Source organism: Methanothrix soehngenii GP6, from assembly GCF_000204415.1.
GTDB lineage: Archaea > Halobacteriota > Methanosarcinia > Methanotrichales > Methanotrichaceae > Methanothrix > Methanothrix soehngenii.
In genome coordinates this window covers 2,724,287-2,743,246 of record NC_015416.1, presented here as the reverse complement: position 1 = coordinate 2,743,246, position 18,960 = coordinate 2,724,287, and the positions used below count along the sequence as shown (strand labels likewise).

15 protein-coding genes are annotated in these 18,960 nt (G+C 48.0%); 5 read left to right on the top strand and 10 right to left on the bottom strand.

Annotation, left to right across the window (positions count from 1 at the left end):
- Positions 1-31 precede the first annotated feature (31 nt).
- The 3 genes from MCON_RS13760 to MCON_RS13750 all read left to right on the top strand — a co-directional run bounded on the left by MCON_RS13760 (position 32) and on the right by MCON_RS13750 (position 3,522).
- Positions 32-433, top strand: a complete 402-nt coding sequence (locus MCON_RS13760; protein ID WP_157863837.1) for a hypothetical protein — start codon at positions 32-34, stop codon at positions 431-433.
- Positions 421-1,605, top strand: a complete 1,185-nt coding sequence (locus MCON_RS13755) for a geranylgeranyl reductase family protein (protein WP_013720544.1) — start codon at positions 421-423, stop codon at positions 1,603-1,605. Before MCON_RS13760 ends, MCON_RS13755 begins: the two co-directional genes overlap by 13 nt.
- Positions 1,606-2,214: 609 nt before the next feature.
- Positions 2,215-3,522, top strand: a complete 1,308-nt coding sequence (locus MCON_RS13750) for a LamG domain-containing protein (RefSeq protein WP_232844295.1) — start codon at positions 2,215-2,217, stop codon at positions 3,520-3,522.
- On the opposite strand, the gene MCON_RS13745 is transcribed toward MCON_RS13750, so the two are convergent.
- Positions 3,479-5,077, bottom strand: coding sequence for an IS1634 family transposase (locus tag MCON_RS13745; RefSeq protein ID WP_083804763.1), 1,599 nt, complete (start codon positions 5,075-5,077; stop codon positions 3,479-3,481). The genes MCON_RS13750 and MCON_RS13745 overlap by 44 nt on opposite strands.
- Positions 5,078-5,145: 68 nt before the next feature.
- Between MCON_RS13745 and MCON_RS13740 the strand changes: the two genes are divergently transcribed.
- Positions 5,146-5,343 (top strand): hypothetical protein, encoded by a 198-nt coding sequence (locus MCON_RS13740; RefSeq protein ID WP_048132551.1) that lies wholly within the window; start codon positions 5,146-5,148, stop codon positions 5,341-5,343.
- Positions 5,344-5,569: 226 nt separating this feature from the next.
- On the opposite strand, the gene MCON_RS16425 is transcribed toward MCON_RS13740, so the two are convergent.
- The 9 genes from MCON_RS16425 to MCON_RS13700 all read right to left on the bottom strand — a co-directional run bounded on the left by MCON_RS16425 (position 5,570) and on the right by MCON_RS13700 (position 17,439).
- Complete coding sequence (locus MCON_RS16425; RefSeq protein ID WP_162145025.1) at positions 5,570-5,743, bottom strand: hypothetical protein; 174 nt, start codon at positions 5,741-5,743, stop codon at positions 5,570-5,572.
- A 147-nt stretch (positions 5,744-5,890) separates the two neighbouring features.
- Entirely contained in the window at positions 5,891-9,070 is a 3,180-nt protein-coding gene (locus MCON_RS13735; RefSeq protein WP_013720542.1) for an AAA family ATPase, read from the bottom strand.
- A complete protein-coding gene (locus MCON_RS13730) occupies positions 9,057-10,205 on the bottom strand; it encodes a metallophosphoesterase family protein (RefSeq protein WP_013720541.1) in 1,149 nt (382 codons plus the stop codon). The genes MCON_RS13735 and MCON_RS13730 overlap by 14 nt, the downstream gene beginning before the upstream one ends.
- 20 nt (positions 10,206-10,225) lie before the next feature.
- Positions 10,226-11,848 carry an ATP-binding protein gene (locus MCON_RS13725; protein ID WP_013720540.1) on the bottom strand — a complete coding sequence of 541 codons (1,623 nt, stop codon included), beginning with the start codon at positions 11,846-11,848 and terminating at the stop codon, positions 10,226-10,228.
- Positions 11,845-12,882, bottom strand: a complete 1,038-nt coding sequence (locus tag MCON_RS13720) for a DNA double-strand break repair nuclease NurA (protein WP_013720539.1) — start codon at positions 12,880-12,882, stop codon at positions 11,845-11,847. The genes MCON_RS13725 and MCON_RS13720 overlap by 4 nt, the downstream gene beginning before the upstream one ends.
- Before the next feature lie 50 nt (positions 12,883-12,932).
- On the bottom strand, positions 12,933-13,652 hold the full coding sequence (locus MCON_RS13715; protein ID WP_013720538.1) for a DNA double-strand break repair nuclease NurA: 720 nt from the start codon (positions 13,650-13,652) through the stop codon (positions 12,933-12,935).
- Positions 13,653-13,977: 325 nt separating this feature from the next.
- Positions 13,978-15,048, bottom strand: a complete 1,071-nt coding sequence (locus MCON_RS13710; RefSeq protein WP_013720537.1) for an AI-2E family transporter — start codon at positions 15,046-15,048, stop codon at positions 13,978-13,980.
- A 69-nt stretch (positions 15,049-15,117) separates the two neighbouring features.
- Complete coding sequence (locus tag MCON_RS13705; protein WP_013720536.1) at positions 15,118-16,344, bottom strand: AI-2E family transporter; 1,227 nt, start codon at positions 16,342-16,344, stop codon at positions 15,118-15,120.
- Positions 16,345-16,395: 51 nt separating this feature from the next.
- Positions 16,396-17,439, bottom strand: coding sequence for a YihY/virulence factor BrkB family protein (locus MCON_RS13700; RefSeq protein WP_013720535.1), 1,044 nt, complete (start codon positions 17,437-17,439; stop codon positions 16,396-16,398).
- An 86-nt stretch (positions 17,440-17,525) separates the two neighbouring features.
- Between MCON_RS13700 and MCON_RS13695 the strand changes: the two genes are divergently transcribed.
- Positions 17,526-18,836 (top strand): APC family permease, encoded by a 1,311-nt coding sequence (locus MCON_RS13695; protein ID WP_013720534.1) that lies wholly within the window; start codon positions 17,526-17,528, stop codon positions 18,834-18,836.
- Positions 18,837-18,960 lie beyond the last annotated feature (124 nt).

The following is an 18,960-nucleotide window of genomic DNA, read 5'->3' as shown; positions in this document are numbered from 1 at the left end:
AGGCATATGCTCTCGGCACAATCTGGATAATGTGAATTTGGAGGAATGGAATCTGGAGAACATGAGAGAGATCCCCGGCTGGGAGGGTCCTGTCAGTCTCTCGGAGGGGGCTTACCGTTACTCGAAATATATACGCTGGATAAGGCTGTTCATCAATGCACAGATCGATGAGGAAGTGGATGGCGGAAGAATAGCCTTTTCCGGCGGCGCCGTCGGAGACTGTCCAAGCTTTGAGGTCAGACGAGAGAACGGCCAGTGGATGCGCTATGAGATTGAAATGGCCTGGACGCCAAAAGGAGAGCCCGTTCTCAGGCTGAGGAACTATTCCTGCTGGGATCTGGTGTACGACCGCATCTCCGATGGCACTCAGATCGATGAAAAGATCGAGACGATATGCGATCTGGTAGAATACCTGGAGAGATGTCTATCCTGAAAGAACGCTTTGATGTAGCTGTCATCGGCGCCGGCCCGGCAGGCTCCATGGCCGCCAAGTATGCCGCCAAATCGGGAGCTAATGCGGTCATTCTGGAGGAGCATCCAGCGGTGGGCTGGCCGGTGGAATGCGCCGGCCTCCTGGGCCTGGGCGCTCTGGCGGAGTCGGAGCTGCCGGGCAGCTCCTTTGTCCTGAGGAGGATGAAAGGGGCAGCGATCTATTCCCCTGGCGGGAATCGATTGGACTTCAAAGCCCAGGATCCAAGGGCAAGCGTAGTGGACAGGAGGCTCTTTGACCGGGCAGCAGCCTGCGAGGCCCTGCATGAGGGGGTGGAGATGAGGCTCTGCTCGCCGGTCAGAAGAATAAGACGGGAGGGGGAAGAGAGCGTTCTCTCCATTGGGGGAGGAGATGAGATAAGGGCATCGATTGTCATCAGCGCAGAAGGAGTCAGGGGCAGGCTGGCCCGGCAGGCGGGGATCATGCCGCCGGAGTTGGTTTTGTCCGGAGCACAGCTGGAGCTCCCGTTTGCAGTAGAGGATCCCGAATCGGTTGAGGTGCACCTTGGAGCGGCACCAGGCCTCTTCGCCTGGGTGATACCCACGGGAGAAGAGACCGCCCGCATCGGCCTGTGCGCCAGAGAGAGGGGATGCGAGCATTTGAAGAGATTTCTCGGGCAGGAGGTGATAAGGAAGAGGATCCTTGGATCGGCAACAACGATAAACGTAGGCGGCCTGCCGCTGGGCCCGCCCCCGGTGACCGTCGCCCAGGGCCTACTGGTGGTGGGCGATGCTGCCGGCCAGGTCAAGCCCACCTCAGGAGGAGGGATCTATCCCGGACTGGTGGCGGCCAAAATCGCAGGTGGCGTGGCTGCAGCTGCTGCAATGGAAGGCGACGGCTCTGCCCAGAGGCTGCAGGAGTACGACCGGATCTGGCGGGCCAATCTGGGCCGGGAGCTTGAGATCGGCATGAGGGCAAACCGGATGCTGAATCGAATGAGCGCAAAAGAATGCGACGAGCTGGTGAATTACCTGGCCGGAAGGCCCGCGCTCATCAAAACCATAGAAGAGCATGGGGATATCGACCGGCCCAGCAGTCTGATGATCAAGATGCTCTTTCATTTGGACTGGGATGGCTTGAAGCTGGCCGGACTGCTGCGCTATGCTTTGGGCTGAAGTATGGTGAAATCGGGATTCGTAGGCCTCACCACAAAGGCGCAAAGGCACAAAGGAAAATTTTCTACAGTACGTTAGCCACGCATTTTAGAGCAGAGCGATTATATTGTGATGAAGGGAAAATTTTGTGTAGTCCCGAAAATATTTCGTACCTGTCCTGTTTCGCTTCGTGTGAATAATTCATATTTTTTTATCATATACCAAATAACCATCCGAAAGTTCTTTCATATAATCTATCAATCGAACAAGCGGGGCAAGACAGTATGGCTGAAGATTATAGCAATTATATAAAAGATCCCAGCGAAAGAACAATTAGTATAGGAATCGATTGCCGTATTATTCCCTCATCACTTCTATATTTTAGAGAACGATGCCTGCGACAGTAGTATGCATTTCAAGTGCTGAGTGCCTTGTCGATCCGGCCGTATCGAACGATGTTGCCGTGATCTACTTTGCCATAGCCAGGACAGTCCCTATTCCAGCAGAAAGAGCCTGCCAAGGTGGACTACCCAAAAATGATATGATACCAAAAGATGTTCATAGTTTAGCGTCTTATTCATCCTGAGGTGGCTTAAATTGAAAATAAGACGGATTTTATGCGCTGGCACTATGGTCTTATTGTTCTTTGCAGTTATCAGCCTCGGTTCCGGCCAGCTGCCGACCCTTTCTGCTTCGCCATCTGCAGTAAACCCTGCAGATAAGATAACCGTCGTCTACTCTGGCGCACCAGGATTCGACACCGATTGGATCGCCATCTACAGGATAGACGCAGCGAATGAAAGATACGGGGAGTGGAGCTACCTGCGAGGCGAAAAGAGCGGGACTTTGACTTTTGCCGCCCCCCAGGAATTGGGGGAGTACGAGTTCAGGATGTTTGAGAACTGGGCCGGAAGCAGCAGTTATGAAGAGATCGCCCGGAGCAACACCTTCTCTGTGGTGCGGAGGGAGGCTTCCCCCGCCGCAAACGGAGAGATCGAAGAAACCGTCGTTGCCCTTTACTACTTCGATGGGGATGCCGACGATGCGACCGGACAGCATCCCGGAGAATTATTTGGTAACGTATCCATCGTCGCAGAAGAGGGATACGCTCCTGCCCTGAAGCTGGACGGGAGCGGAGATTATGTGAGGGTAGGGAACGTCCACCAGAACCCGACGAGGGACCTCAAGCAAGGGTCTATAGAGATGTGGGTCAGACTTGAGTCGGCCCCTAAGGACTTCGTCCTAGCGGCGTCAGGGAGGGAGTACGGCGGAAGCTATGATGACGGATTCTACCTGGGTACGCACAGCAGGTACTCCAAAAACCTGGTCTTCATGATATGGGCTGGCGGATGGAAGGTGGCAGATAGCGGCATACCTCCAGAAGATCTTATCGGAGAATGGCGACATGTCATGGGGACCTGGGGGCCCCGGGGGGTGGAGATCTGGGTCGATGGGATCCTGAAGGGAACTAATCCCCACACTGGCGGGCTTCCAAACCCGAATTATGCGACGGTCCTCATCGGAACAGACTCTTGGAGATCTGACACTCATGGGCTGATAGGAAGCGTAGTAATATGGGATGATCAGAGATCCTTATCTGATGGGGACTTCGACAGGTCGGAAGAGGTGGGGCTCGTTGAAGGAAGGCCGAAGTGTGCCGACTTCGATTGCAGGGAGGGTGCACCATGCCAGAGCCTCGACCTTCTACCCTGGCCGGCGGTCGATTATACCGATCTCGGGGCCAGCTCCACTGATAGGAACACAGCAGGATGCCTCTTAGACCCCGGGAGATACATAATCTGGAGCGGAAAGAGAGTCTCCGGATACATCGGGGTATCCGACGATTGGAAGGCCTATGGACCGTTTACCCTGAAGCCCACATCCCGCATGTCTCTCATCCGATATAGCATTTTTCACATCCTAGGCCGAACAACTTGATAATTTTAATTTGTTCTTCATTTAGATTAATGACCTCTCGATGAACCGATCCCTTCAGTTCAATAATTGCCTCATTTATATTCCTGAACTTTTGGAATATCCATTTCAACGTAGGACATTGCGTGGGTTTCCCTAGCTGGTTTAACACAGTTTCTCCTGATTCTTTCAGCCTCTTCCGAATCATCCATTCTGCAATCGAATAGATCAACAGAGATAGAACCATTATCATGGATAGAGCTTCGATCCTTTCCTCTTTCTTGAGATAGACTTCTGCCACTCGGAAGCTTTTGTCTTTTAGGAATCGAAAGCCTTTCTCGACAGCGTTTTGGCCTTTGTAATATTGAAGCATCAATTCCCCCTCGAGAGTCTTATCGTTACTCGCCAGGACGAATCTGCCAAGTCTAGATCTCTCGTTAGCGATCGTTGCCTCATTTCGCTGAACTTCTCCTTCAATGAGATAGCCTTTCTCAAGCTGCTCATCCTTCTTTGGACGGCCTCTCTTTGAGTCGATGCGTTTGGAGATTTCACATATACTTAAGCCAGTTAGTGTGAAATGAGGATTTTCCGATATCCATCGATCTGCAGCCTTTCTGGCATCAGCTTCACACGCAAAAACTATATATCCCAGTTTCTTAAGCGATTTTCGCGCTTCAGTGAACTCTTTGCCGATCCGTCTATCGAAAGTCTTTGCCTTACTAGCATGCATTTCTCTGGAATCGACCACAACCCACTTCTGATCTATTCCACCATAGTTAATTTCCGTCTCAAAGATACTATATCGATCATCAGAGCATGTTTTCATCTCTAGATCTAGTCTCTGAAGATCTTTAACCTCACGAACGGTTGTTGGAACGCGAGTTATCCATAGAGTGCTATCGCCAAGAAGACGAATATTCTCGGAACTGAAGAGGGCGCTATCTGCCGCAAAGTAGTTCTTTCCGGAGAAGTCCAGATTAGACTTGAACATCTGAATCGTCTCAATAAGAGTTTTCTTATCCGATTTATTTCCTGAATGGGCCTGGACAAAGAGAGGAATACCGCATTGATTGGTCACCATGCTCACAATGAACTGTTTTAGATCCCAGCGACCGTCTTTAGGATGACCAAGAGTTATCTCCATAGCAGGATTGCAGTCCAGTCCTTCGTAATCGCCATGAACACCAAAACTCGTGGTATCAACATGGTAGATATTAGTGCCAAAAGCGAGCTGTTGCATGCATTTCATGGCTATATTATTGAAAAGAGCCGTCGAGCCAAATTTATTGATCCGGTCGAGGGTTCTGCCGACAACATCCTCGTTAAAATCTTCTGGGACAACACCAGGATTAAAAAGACGTTCTAGCGCTAAATTTTCAAAGTAGCTGGGAAATATATACAGTCTGCGTTCCGCGAAACCCAATCCGTTGATCACCATTGCTTTTATTATCGCAGAATGGCTCAGTTTGCAGTTACGAGTCTTAGGAATCGATTCATCAATCACCTCTGAAATTCCCAAAGCATCGAATATCGCGGCAACTAAACCTAAGTGGTCAAGCGATAGCGTTGATAATTTCATTTCAAGCCCCTTCATATCCCTTTTCCACTTAAAAGATCATGTCAACATAAAAATGTTTCATAAAAGAAATGCCACCTGCGGGATGTGGGCTGAAGGGAGGGACAAGCTACCTCTTCGACGTCAGCGCCGGAACGCTGAAGCCGGTGGCACCGGAGGAGCTGAACTCCATGCTGAAGGAGGTGGGACTCAGTCAGGCGAGGCTCTGGTACAAGCGCTCTACGGCGGATCCCCATGTCCTCTGTGTCGAGATGGGCGATGCCCCTTGAGGAATTGGCAGCCATCCATAAACAGACCCAAACCTATCTTGGATGGGGTGTCTGACACCCCCCCAGATTTTATTTAAAAAAATCCGCCTTGCATCGGGGATAAAGGGAGTACGTGATCAACATTACATGTCTCCGGATCAGTTCGAATTGGAGGTTGCTTTAAATACTGTTGCTTAACTACCTGTCTACTATCAGGGGTTCACTCCTGGCTCTAGGGCTATCTTAATTATTTTTGAAGTTTAATGCCTGCTTTCCTGCAAAACTCCTCAAAAGGCATAGGCTCTTCATCACCGCCTTCATCGGCGTTCAACTCATCAATCTCTTTGTCGGTCAAGGAGTCTATGAAGGCATCAAGCTTTCGGGAACTTTTGTTCTTTATGATTTCAACTGACGAAGCCATCTTTTATAAACTCACATCGATGTCTTGGGATCATTTTTTAGCTCAAATATATCCATTACTACTTCTGACGCTGCATCCGGATTTTTCTTTTTTAGCTTCTTAAGGAACCGCTGTGCTTTCAGCTGGATGGTGAGTTGATAGATCAAATCAAATTGCCTCTACCCGGCTGTTGCCCAGCTCGTCCTCCACCACCAGCAATGTATTGTCGAACTGCCCCTGCACGTCGCTGATGTGGCTGATGGCGATTATCTGGGGAAAACGCTCTTCTAAGCTTCTTAACATCTGGATCATCTTCTCCCGGTGCTCGATATCCTGGCTGCCGAAGACCTCGTCTAAGATCAGGAAGGAGTAGCTCTCACCATCCGGGCCGAAGCGCATCAAGTACTCGCTTATGGCCACCCGCACCGATACGGCGATCATATCGATCTCCCCGCCGGAGTAGCGGGAGATGGGGTAGTAATTGCCGCCGTCCTCCACCTGAATGTTGAAGTCGTCGTCGATCTTCAGCAGGCTGTACTTGCCTGAGACCTCCTCCAGGATTTCGCTGGCCGCTTTGGCGATATCGTTTTTCACCCTGATCAGAACCTGATCCATAAAATCGTTGACAAGGCCTCGGGTCATCTCCACCACCTCCAGCCTCCTCGAGGTCTCTTCCAGCCTCTTTTGGTGCTCCTTCTTTCTCTTCTCCTCTTCTTTCAGCCTTGCCAGTTCCGCTTCCAGGACGCCAAGGCGAATCCTTTTGTCGGACAGTTCCTTTTGCGATGCCACGAGATTCCTCTCCGCCTCGGCCAGGGCAAGTTTTGCCATCTCATGGGTCCTCTGGCTGTAGGCCAATGACTCCATCTCCGCCCTTATCCGGGCGATATCCAATTGCCTGGCTTCCAGGGCACCTTGAGACTCGGCCAGCTTTTCTTTGACCTCGGGCTCAAGAGCCAGCCGGATTTTTATTTTATTGGCTTCTTCCTCCGCCTGGGCCAGCCTCTTTCTCTCTGCCAGTAAAGAGCTGTACTCTTCCGGATCAAAGCCCAGATCCTTGACAGATCTCTCCAGCTCCACCAGGGACCGGGAGGCTTTTTCTATCTCGCTCCTCTGAAGAGCAATCTTCTCCTCCAGAGCCGGGATCTCCTTTGTCCTCTCCAGAAGGGTGATAAACTGCTCGTGCGGGAACTTGCAGCTCTCCCACAATCTTTTAGCCTCGATATATTGAGATTCTGAGTAGCCCAGCTCTCTGATCTGCTCCTCCAGATGCTCCCCTCTCTTGGCCAGTGTCTCTATCTCTTCTTTTATCGCCTCCCGTTCCAGTACCCTCCGGGGCAGCTCCTCTTTTCGCACTGCCAGGCCCTGGCACTCCTCCGCCATTGGCGCGAGCTTTGTCAGAGCGGCTTCGACATCCTGGAGCCTTTTGGCGTCAAAGGAGACAGGACCAAAAGATCCGACCATAGCCATGATCCCTTCCATCTCTTCAGTGGCCTCTTTTATCTGCAAATCGGCATTTCTCATATCCGCCTGCAGAGCAGAGCGCAGGCTCTTTTTGGCATTCAGATCCTCGAAGGCCCCGGCCAGCCGGCTACGAGAGCTTGCCACCCCCTCGATCTTCTCAGTGAGTGAGGCCGCCATTCCCTTCAGCTTCTCCCTCTCCTCTTTTGCCTGGGCCAGAGCGAACTGGTACTTTCCGAGGAGCAGATCCCTCTGGCCCTCTATTGGCCTCTCGCAGGTGGGACAGAGCCCCTCCCTTCCCAGAGTACTGACCTTTTTAAGTGCCCTCTCATTTTCCAGATACGTATTCTCCTGAACCTTCAGGCTCCCCCTGAGGTCGGCCAAAGCGTTGTTCAGCTCGGATCCGAGAGAATCAAGGTCCCTATCCTGCCGGCGCAGCTCTCCCTCTCTTCCTTCCAGGTCTCCCAGGCCCAGAAGATTCTCCCGGATTTTTGCTGCTGCCTCCCGCAGGGCTGCTATCCTGCCCGCCAGGGCCTTTTTCTGGCTCTCCAGAAGGTCAAGCTCTCGTTGCCTCTCCTTCTCTCCGGAAAGCTTCGTCTGCTCAACTTTCAGCCTCTTCTCTTCTTCTATTGCCGGCCAAAGCTCTTCGTACCTGGCAGACGCTCTTTGCAGATCCTCTATAGATCTGTCCGCTCGGACCAGGTTCGACCTTGCTCCTTGTAGCCTGATAGCATCCTCTTTCTGGCTCAGGCTGATTTTGGCATACCTCTCTCGCAGCTCTTCCAACCTGGCCAGGAGCACTTGAACCTCTTTGTAATCCTCTTCCTGGGGCAGAAGCTCATCGAGCCTGGCCCTATCCCCTTCAAGCTGCACGAGCCTCTTCTCATCCTTCTCCAGAGCAGCTCTATCTCCCTCCAGTCGAGACTTTGCCACTGCTATTTTCCTGGAGATCTCCTCGTACAGGTTCCTCCTGGGCTCAAGCAGCTCGAGCCTTGACAGGACTCCGGTCAGCCTATCCAGAGCGGGACCGATCTTTTCGAGAAGCCTCTTTGATGCCTCGATCTCCTTCAGACGCCCTTCATCTCTGGCTATGAGAACCTCCAGGCTCCTGGCTTCCTCCTGCAGCCGGGAGGCCCTCTCCGCCAGAATGCCATAAGAGTTCATCTTCTGGTTAAGAACATCCAGTTCCATGAGCCGCAACTCCTTCTCCCCCAGCAATTGGGCTTCGCATCTTTCCCCCTCCACCAGCCCCTCTCTGACAAAGGATATCTCCCGTGACGCCTCCATCAGCCGGGCCTGGACCTCCCCGATCTCCCCCAAGGCTCCGGCCAGCCGGCTTCTCTGGTCTTCAAGGCTTGATCGATCGGATTTGATCTGCTCCAGGGCGCTCTCCTTTATGTCCTCCAATCCCAGGAGCTTGAGCAGATACTCCCTCTTTCCCATTCCTCCCTCTTTGAGGAGGTTGTCCAGGTCCTTTTGCCGGGCGTAGAAGGTCTTCATGAAATCCTGATAGCTGATATTGAGAATTTCTTCAAGCATTTTATCTACATCTCGTGTTCCAGAAGATATTATATCATCATTTATATATAGTGTTGCATCAGGAATCAGGTTTTTTCCTTTCATGTTCCTAATTATTTTCATATCTATATTATCTTGACTAATAAATAGTGTTATTTCAACGGGCTCATTTTCATTAGCATGGGTATTTTTTATAAGATTTCTCTTGATTAATGATGCCTTATTACCATATAGTGCCCATGCGATTGCTTCTACTATTGTACTTTTTCCTGAACCATTACTACCAATGATACCTGTCAATCCTTCCTGAAATTCAATTGTCGCGCGTCTATACTTTTTAAAATTACGTAAAACAAGTTTATTCAGAAGCATGAAGTCTCCCTAAGTTATGAATTGAAATTGCTCTTTTCATAACATCTCTTCCATATGTAGTAACATCTTTTGATATTTCGCTACTAATCTTATTTTTTTGTGATTCTTCTTCTAAAAATCTTGAAAAAGCCTCATCGAGTTGTGTGGAATCCAATTGAATATTATCGTTTTCTTCATCATCGTAATATTCGACTCTTATCTTTAGAAATAACGCAGAGGAACCCAACCTTGTTCTGTATGAAGGATCAATACTCTTAAATGCGGCTCTTGAAACATTTTTCAAATTTATCCTGACTATTTTGTCCTTAATATCCTCTTCGTTGCATAAGTCTAAGAGTTCTTCCGCCAAATCCGCAGTTGAAAATCCGGTGCAATCTATTGCAGGATGGTCAATCATATACTTTGGCCTTAAATCTATTTGTTCCACATTATTTGTATCAAGATCTACAAGAAGAATTCCTTTCTTATCAGATGACTCGCCAAAATTAAAATATTCAATAGATCCGCTATACCATGCATTCTCTGCAATTTGAGCTTGGTTATGATAATGCCCTAGCGCTATGTATGAAAAATAACTCTTGAGAAAGCTATCACTAAGTTCATGTTCGCCAACTGTCCTAAGGCGTTTATCTTTCAGTGATTCGATAAGACCATGCATAACGAGAACGTCAGAACCTGTTGGTTTTATTTTGCTGAATTCATCCAAGTATGCCCTATTATCAAGGCAGAATGGTATGCAATGAAAGACATAGTCTCTAATTGGAATGCTTTCATATTCATTGCGATGTACTACATGAATATGCTCTAGACCTTCAAAGAGAGAGAAAGGACTGGTAGTTGATGACGACTTAGGAGCATCATGATTTCCACTAATAATAATTGTGGGTATCTTTTTTTTATCTAGCTTTTCTATTGCACTTTTAAATACGTATAGCGTTCGTATTCTAGGTCTTACATGATGAAATACATCCCCTGCATGCACAATTGCATCTGGTTTTATATCTTTAATTATTTTGTCTATTGCATGCTCAAAACCTTGATAGATTTTTTCTTCAATGATATTTCTGCCGTATTGATCTACCTTATTATAGGCAGAAAAACCTAGATGCGAATCTGACATGTGAACTATCTTCATTTTTCTTAATGCTCCGCAATTTAATTAGGTGGTCTAACTAGCTTCTTGCCTCTGCTACTGCGATTCAGGTCTTTATCCTGCTCTTTCAATTGCTTTATGTAATCTTCATACAAATGAATGGTGACAGGAATAGGGAAAGGCACCTTTAGTGTGCTTATTATTGCTTCACCTTTTTCCAAAGTTTGGATTTCTACATCAAGAGTTGTCAAATCCTGTTTTGCAGATTCCTCTAAGCATTTTCTATCATTTCTATCACCAAGGCCCATTATAACTAATGTATTGAACTGAGATAACAATAGCTTGTCTACTAATTTCGGCTGCTGAGTTATCGCGCATAGGCCAACGCCAAACTTTCTTCCTTCTCTGGCTATAATTTCGAATCCAGAGATGCTGCCATCTCCGCCACCAAGGACTCTTTGCGCCTCTTCAATTGCTATAAGGCAAGTATTTTTATCATTATCCAGACTATCTTTTTGATATTCATCAAGGATGCGACGAGAAAGTAGCGAAAGAAGGAATAGCTCGCTTCTTTCCTTAATTCCTTCCATATCTATAAGAATAACCTTTCCTTCTTTGAGTTGCTTGATAATTTTATCGATGCTGGAATTTTTTTCATCTATATAGCTGTATCGAAGAAGCAAATTCAGTCTTCTTTTAATTACTTCAATTGTTTTTTCATGAATATCCTTTATTACTAACTCTCTATTCTCTTTAAAACTCTCAAGCCAATCGGCCGCGTTTTCAGAATCCATGATTTCGATAGCTTCTTTTTGAGCGGGCCGCCATTCCCCAAATAGTGGCAAGATATCAGTTGGATTTATATCTCTTATTCCTATCTTTAAAGTCTCAACTTCGGCATTTTCTTTTGCATTTTTGTTGTTGGTGGAATAGCATCTTAAACCATTTTTGTACTCACTTAAATGAAGTAAGCCTTTAGTATTATTTTTGGCACTTCCCATGAGATATTCCCCATGTGGATCTGCAAGTAGAAGGCCTAGTTTTGATTCACCCATTGAGGCTTTCTTCATGCATGAAGCCGCAAAAACCTTCATAAAATTTGATTTTCCCATTCCGGTGGTCGCGAAAACGCCCATATGATGATCCATGATCTCACTATTTAGTTTTACGCCTATCTCTTCAACGACTTGACTTCCATTTCTCAAATACCCTACTTCCAAGTCGCCCATCTTCTCCGTTAAAAACCTAAATTCGTCAAGACTTGCTTTCTCTACTTCAGAGAACTTTAAGGGGATTGTCTTTGATTTTTTGAACTCTTTTTTTCCCATTTTTTTATTGAATGTTATGCATCCAAGCGGCTCGGCTACAACTCTATTGAATATCTGGTCCTCGTCATAGAATGCCGTTCCTTTAAGCGTTGTATCCCATTTTCCATCATAATTTGAATCATGTTGAATATCCGTAACCCTTGCTAGGAATGTAATTTCGTCATCTTTCACGCTGTAATCCTTGATAGAAAATATTTGGCCCAGTTCGACCCTTTCGTCATATGGAATTATAAAATGGAATTCTCTGACATCTTTTGATATAATCTTATAAGTAGTTGTTTTCGTTTTGTCTACTATCTTTCTTTCTAATAGATTCGAACCTATGTCGTCTCCAATGATTGATAATTGATTTTTCATATTATTCTCCTCCCATGCTTCATTTCTAATATCATATGATAGTTCAATGAGTTGCGGATGTATTTGTCATTTACACCTCTATCACTCAGTTCATCTAATAGGAGATTATTGAGATGCACTCTTTCCAAATCTTTTATGGCTATATCTCTATGAGCTCTAAATAGGGCATGCGGGTAGCCCAAGCATTCTGATGATTTTGAATATGCAGATAGATGTCCCAAAGCATTATCAATTCGAACTGAAACATACTGCGGCGCGTCAAGCCGGAAAACAAATTCAGAATTTGGATGCAGTTTTACAACGTAGATCTTTCCGTTCCAATTCTTGCCTCTTGGCTGTGGCTTTATATTTTTCTCACTCAATTCTATATGCCATGGATTATTTGATATCAATTGACTTCCAACGTAGCCGGTATGAAGGATAAAAGGTTTTGAAAAGCTTTTGCCCCATGAGAAAGTGCTAGATTTACTGATCGCCAGCAAATCCAAGTCTTTGTCCTCTGCTTCATCAAATATCATTTTGAGGACTTCTCCAAATGGATCCATCCAATACGCGAAATCTCCATCATAGAGCACAAGGTCTCCTTTTTTGGCGTCAGAAATGGCTTCGTAAAGAGCTATATACTCTTGGAGTTCTCTATAGTATGTTGAAAGTCTATCCAGCTCTGTTTTGGCCAAGACAAAATTGCTATTGATATTAAAACTCTTGCTAAGATCTGCCTCGAACTGATACCGATAGTTATCTGGATCTGCTTTAAAGACTTTATCGAAAAGGATGGTTTTTTGCCAATTTTTAGCGATATAGGATACATATCCTGCTCGTATTAGATTGAAACTAACAGATGGCAGATCAAAGATGATACCATTGCTTCCATCCACCGCATAAATATTTCCTTCAAATTTATCTTCAGAAATAATTTCTTTAAAATCGTTATCTCTAACGCCAGTTTCTTCAAAATATTGACTTATGCTATCCATCAATACATAATTCTTGACCTGTTCGGCAATTGCTCCGAGTGAAGTCTTGTCTATCATCCAATCCTCATTTGTCTATCATCCAATCCTCATATTGTATTCGTGAATATCTAACCGGATTGAATTTGAAATCCATTTGCACCAGGTGCTCGGTCGCTTATCCTACTAATTCGAATTATCCTGCAATCGTCTAAATTAGCTCTATACAATCCTGCTCCATATTCCAATAAATGAAGCGATATGCCCTCGCCCCAATAGAGCGAACTGGACTTGGCCACTGCCAGGAGGGCGACCCCTTTCTCCTCCGCTCGCTCAAAGACACGAGAGAGAGCTGCTCGCAGGGGCTCGAAGACATCGAAGCTGCCGTCATAGAGGATTATGTCGCCGGGATTTGCCTCGGTGATGGCGTCGTCTATGGATATGTACTCCTGAAGCTCGCGGAAGTAAGTGGAGAGCCTATCTAAATCCTCTTCCGCAAGGCGGATCTGATTTTGGCCCAGGCGCCTCAAGTGGGGCTCGAACTGGTCGGCTGAAATTGCCGGATCGGCAAAGAAGATATCATTAAAGGTGATGACCGTCCTCTTCCAGTCTCTTCCCTGATAGACCACATAGCCCGAACGGATCAGATTGATGCTTGCTACAGACCAGCCGCAGACGGAGACATTGGAGCCGTCTATGGCCAGTATCCTCCCCTGGAAGTCAGCCGGCTCGATGGGGATAAAATCAAAGCATTGCACTCCCGTCTCCTGGCAATATCCATCGATCCCGTCTAAGGCGACGTGATCCTTTATCAGCTCTGCCACAATGGAGAGGCGCAAGTCGCTCAACATTCAGGCCAAGTTGAAAACGGCAAGGCATATATGGATTGCCGTCTTGGTTTTTTTTGCGACTAAAAAATAATGGATGATCGGGGCAGTCGATCAGCTTCAGGCAATCGGCCCGTCACAAGGCAGTGAAAGGGCAATAAGGAGGGAGGCAAAAGTCTGTGATGTAGGAGGGAAAAAGAATTCTGACTTTTGCCAATACGCTATACTGCGATTAACGAATATATACTTTTCGGTATTCGTTCATTAACGAGGCCGAAATATATAGATGAAAATATCTTTGGCACAAGAATTATTAATGCGCAGAATTCATTACATTATTGGAGTTTTATTAATTATTTTGAATGGCCGCAAAAGCATCCACTTTCTCCAGCTGATGCCCTCTCTTAATCCCTGTCAGTTCTGATTTTATCATCTGATAGATGCCAGAGATCGTTCCCAGCATTGCGGGAGCGAGAAAGAATCCAAAGACCCCGCCCACAAGCCCTCCGCCCAGAAATGCGAGCAGCACCAGCATGGGATGGATCGACGATCTGGCATAGACGATATAGGGCCGGACGACCAGCTCCACTGCTGCCACCAGAACCGAGGCCGCGAAGAAGAAGACTGCTGCCTCCATCGGCCCCATCTCAATATATCTGGATACGGCGGTCAAGAGGAAGACAAGCCAGGTTAAAAACGGCACCACCCCTGCCAGGAGTATTATGCTGGCCATAGCCAGGGGCCTGGGAATGTCGAAGAGATAGAATATGGGAACGGAGGCGATCGCATAGACCATGGCGGTGGAGATGCTGCCCGTATAGATGCCGCTTAAGATGCCATCAATTCTGCCCAGGCATCGAAGCTCAAAATCCCCCTTCTTCTGCCTCAAGAAATCTATCGTTGCCCCGAGGAGCCTATCGCCATCCACCAGCAGGTAGTAGCATACACAAAAGGCTATTAAGAGATTCAGAAGCCCGAGGGTCAGCGTCGTTCCCAGATCGAATACCGGCAAGCTGGTGAGCATCGATAGTCCTATTCCCATCAGATTGTCCATGCCTCTGGAAAGCTCATCGAAGATGAATTGAGGAATGTAAATGCTGGATATGAACTCCTGGCCAGTGGCTACGATCTGCGCCCGATGGCTCTGCAGCCATCTGAGCTGAGATGCTGCCTCAAAGACCCCGGCAGCAAATATAATGGATAATGGGGCGATGATGCAGATAATAGCCGCCAGAGAGCCAATCTGTCTTCTCTTTCCAAACAGATCCCTCACCGGACGGCCTAGATAAGTGAAGACTATTCCCAAGACAATGCCGTCCTGCAGCGGCCAGAGGAAGTAAGAGGAGAGAAGTATGAGAAGCAATGTTACGGCGAAGAGCCAATTTCTATGGCTCCATAGACATGACAGATCATTCTCCATCTCTGATTCTCAATTAGAGCTGCAACGATATGAACTTTGGGATGAACAGGACTTGCCCAGCCATTTGCCTCAAGTACGGTAGCGTCTCAGCCATTCCAGAGCCGATCTGGCCTTCAAGCCCAGACCGCAAAATCTGGCTCCAGGAGGCAGGCCTTCTCCCTCTGAGAGCTCGACAAGCTCCTTTTCGTCTATTGCGCCCTCCTCCTTCAGCATATAGACTCTGGTCCTGAATGCCGCCAGAAGAAATCCGTAAAGGAGCGGCCCTATTATGAATCCGAGAAATCCCACCACAAAGATCGGCGCAGCGAAAGCGAGGAGGGTGATGGAGGGATGGATCTTTGCGCCCTGGCTGGCGAGCTTTGGACGGATGACGTTCTCAGGGATGGTATTGATGAAGATCAGACTATAGATGAACAGACCTATGCCCGACAAGTAGTTCCCGATCAGGAGGAAATAGATGCATATGGGCACGAAGATGATCGGCGGTCCGATCATGGGCAATAGGGCAAATATGGCCGTTGTCAAGCCCCATAAGAAGGGATATGAAACCCCAAAGAGGGCAAATCCAATTGCAGCAAGCAGTCCGGTTATCAGGGAGGTCAATAGGTAAACATTGAAAAGATTATTATAAATTTTATTCAGCTCCCCCATAAAATAATTCATCAATTCCCTCTCAGGAAGGATAAGCAAGAATCCCTTTACCGCGCTGGAACCTCCGATGAGAAGGTAATAGGTGATCATTATGGCCACAAAGAACTGGGACATAAGCACAGGCAGCTCGCTGATGAAGCCTGTGGCTAAATTGGTGGCTTCAAATGCAATCTGTGGCAGCAGATCGGAGAGGATCCTGTCTCTGGGGGCCTCGATGAAAGGCCTCACCATCTCCCTCAATCGCTCTACAGTCTCATCTGCGGTTGACTCTGAGACGAGATTATTCAAGACGACATGCAGGGTGTCAAAGGATTCTTCGGTCTTCTGGGTGATATAAATGTCAATGGACTGAACGATATCCTCCTGAGAGGAAAACAGGCCCGATGTCTCTGTGGCAATGGCGTTAAGGGCACTGGAAAGAAAGATCATGAAAAACAGGACGACCAGGAGCAAAGACATGAACGCCGATAAATTCTTCCTTCCAGTCAGGCAATAAATCCGAGAGTAGACCGGAAGCAGGACGAAAGCGAAAAAAAAGCTCAGAAGCAGAGGAGCAATGAATGCTTTTGTGACATACACTGTGCTGATAAAGACAATGAGAAGTACAGCGGATGCTAATAAGTTGAATCTCTTTGACCCCGGCATGTAAGCTATCCTTTAGCTATTCTAAAATATATAATTTTTTGAGGGGCACCATTATGCTCCACCAGCCTTTGAATCTTTATTTATATGGCTCTCTCTTGGTGCTGCCTTCGCCTGCCTCCGTCCCACCATCTGGGCGACAAGGTGCGCTCCAAAGAGGCAGATCAAACCGCTCAGATAGATCCACAACATCAGGATGACTACAGTGCCCAGTGAGCCGTAGACCAGCATATGATTGGAAAGGCCGCTCTCCAGATACCAGGCAAAGCCCATCTTGGAAAGCTCCCAGCATAAAGTGGCCACAAATGCCCCAAAAGCGGCGTCAGACCATCTAATATCCACCTTTGGAGCCCACCAGTAAAGGATGGTGAAGGCGATGAAGATCACAACATCGGGAAACAGTCTGTACAAGAGCTTCGACTCCAATGGCATATGATAAACACCCCCTTCGCCCAGCAACAGGCCCAGGCTAAAGTCCAGGAGTCCGATCAGGGAGACTACCACCATGGAGAGGATGATCAGTCCGATAAGGAGGCTCCCGACCATGGCAATGCCTACTAAACGCCATTCCAGAGGATTTCGCCCTTCGGAGTTGCTCCATGCGCGATCTATGTTCTTGGACAGAATCACAAACACACCAGTCGCCGACCACAAAAGACCTGCCCCCGCAGCTATCCCCACCGGCAGCCTCAAGTGAAGGATCTGATTGACATTTTCCTGCAATAGATCCTTGAGGGGCAGATGCATATTCAGCTTATCCCCCAGATCCTGGATCACCTGAATGTTCTCTCTTGCCAGGCTCTCTGCCGGGGGGAGAATCCCGCCAATAAAATTCATCAGCTGATGGTAGTTTTCTTTGGTCTGGAGAAACGAAGTCCCTAAAATCACCAGCAATATCAGCATTGGAAAGAGGGAGAAGAGGGAATAGTAGGCAATCGCTGCTGCTGCATCCCAGCTTTCCGTCTCAGACATGCGGCTGAATGTGGCGGCTAGAAGTCGAAGAGCTCCGCGACTGTGCCGGTCGGCATGATCAAATCGCCTCAAAAAATTTTCCGCCATTCTCTTTCTAAAAGCTGAGGCGCTATCTTTCATGCTCATTGCAATTGATTCCTCCGCTCCAGGCTTATATCTTTTAGCAGTTGCTCCCGAAAAGCCATAAATAGATTATTTCCTATCTTAGGCCTGTGGCAAAGAAGATAGGGCTTCGGCGCACCCTGGGATTGCTTGAAGTCACCATATCCGGGGTCGGCATAATTTTAGGAGCTGGGATCTATGCCCTTATCGGCGAGGCAGCGGGTCTGGCGGGCAATGCGGTCTGGATATCCTTTGCTCTATCGGCATTGATCGCCCTATTGACCGGCCTCTCTTATGCCGAGCTGGCCAGCATGTTTCCTAAAGCTGCCGCTGAATACGAATACACCTCTCAGGCCTTTGGAGGGTTCTTGGCCTTCCTCGTCGGCTGGATGATCATATTCAGCGGAGTGGTGGGGGCGGCTACGGTCTCTCTTGGCTTTGCCGGCTACTTCCAGGCGCTCACCGGCACGCCCATATTGCCCTCTGCCATCGCTTTGCTGGCGGTTCTCTCTTTAGTCCTCCTCTTCGGCATCACTCATTCCACCCGGCTGGCCATCGTCCTGACCACTGTGGAAGCCCTGGGACTGGTGCTTGTGATCTATATGGGCATTCCCTATCTTGGCAGTGTGGACCTATTGGAGATGTCTCCTTTAGGCAGCGCGGGCATTCTGCAGGCATCTGCCCTGATATTCTTTGCTTTCATTGGCTTTGAGGAGATAGTAAAGCTCTCTGAAGAAGCGAAGGATCCGGAGATAAACATCCCACGGGGGCTGGTTCTGGCAATATCCGCAAGCATCATACTCTATATACTGGTGGCCATCTCTGCGGTTAGCGTCCTGGGCTGGGAGGAGCTGAGCTGCTCCTCTGCCCCCTTCTCTGACATCGCCCGTTATGCCCTGGGGCCGAATGCCTCTGCCATCATATCCATCATGGCGCTCTTTGCTACCACCAACACCGTTCTGCTCATGCTCCTCGCCTCATCCCGGATCATCTACGGCATGGCCAGTTCCGGATCGCTTCCCCCAATCCTGGCATCTGTCCACCCTCGAACCCATGCTCCCTGGATTGCTACAATCCTCTCCATGATCATAGCCATGTCCTTTGTCTTCCTGGAGGATATCGCCTTCGTGGCCAATGTCAACAACTTCACCGTATTTGTGACCTTCATTGTGATCAATGCCGTCCTGATATCCCTGCGATACAAAAAGCCCCAGATCGCTCGCCCCTTCCGGGTGCCAATATCTTTGGGGAAGCTTGCGGTCCTTCCCGTTCTGGGGATATTATTCAATCTTCTGATGCTGATTCAGCTGGAGACCAGGGTTATGGCCATCGGCCTGGGCCTGGGCGGCCTGGGAGCATTAGCTGCCCTAATTAGCATGCGCTATATCAAGTCCGATGATCCGCAAAGAAAAGGGGAATAAGATCAGGCTCTTAGCTGAATTATGTGGGTGAGTTAAGGCAGAGAATATGGCCTTTTGTTCCTCTGCGCCTCTGTGGTTGGGTCAGAGCATCGCGGTTCACCACAGAGGCGAAAAGATACAGAGA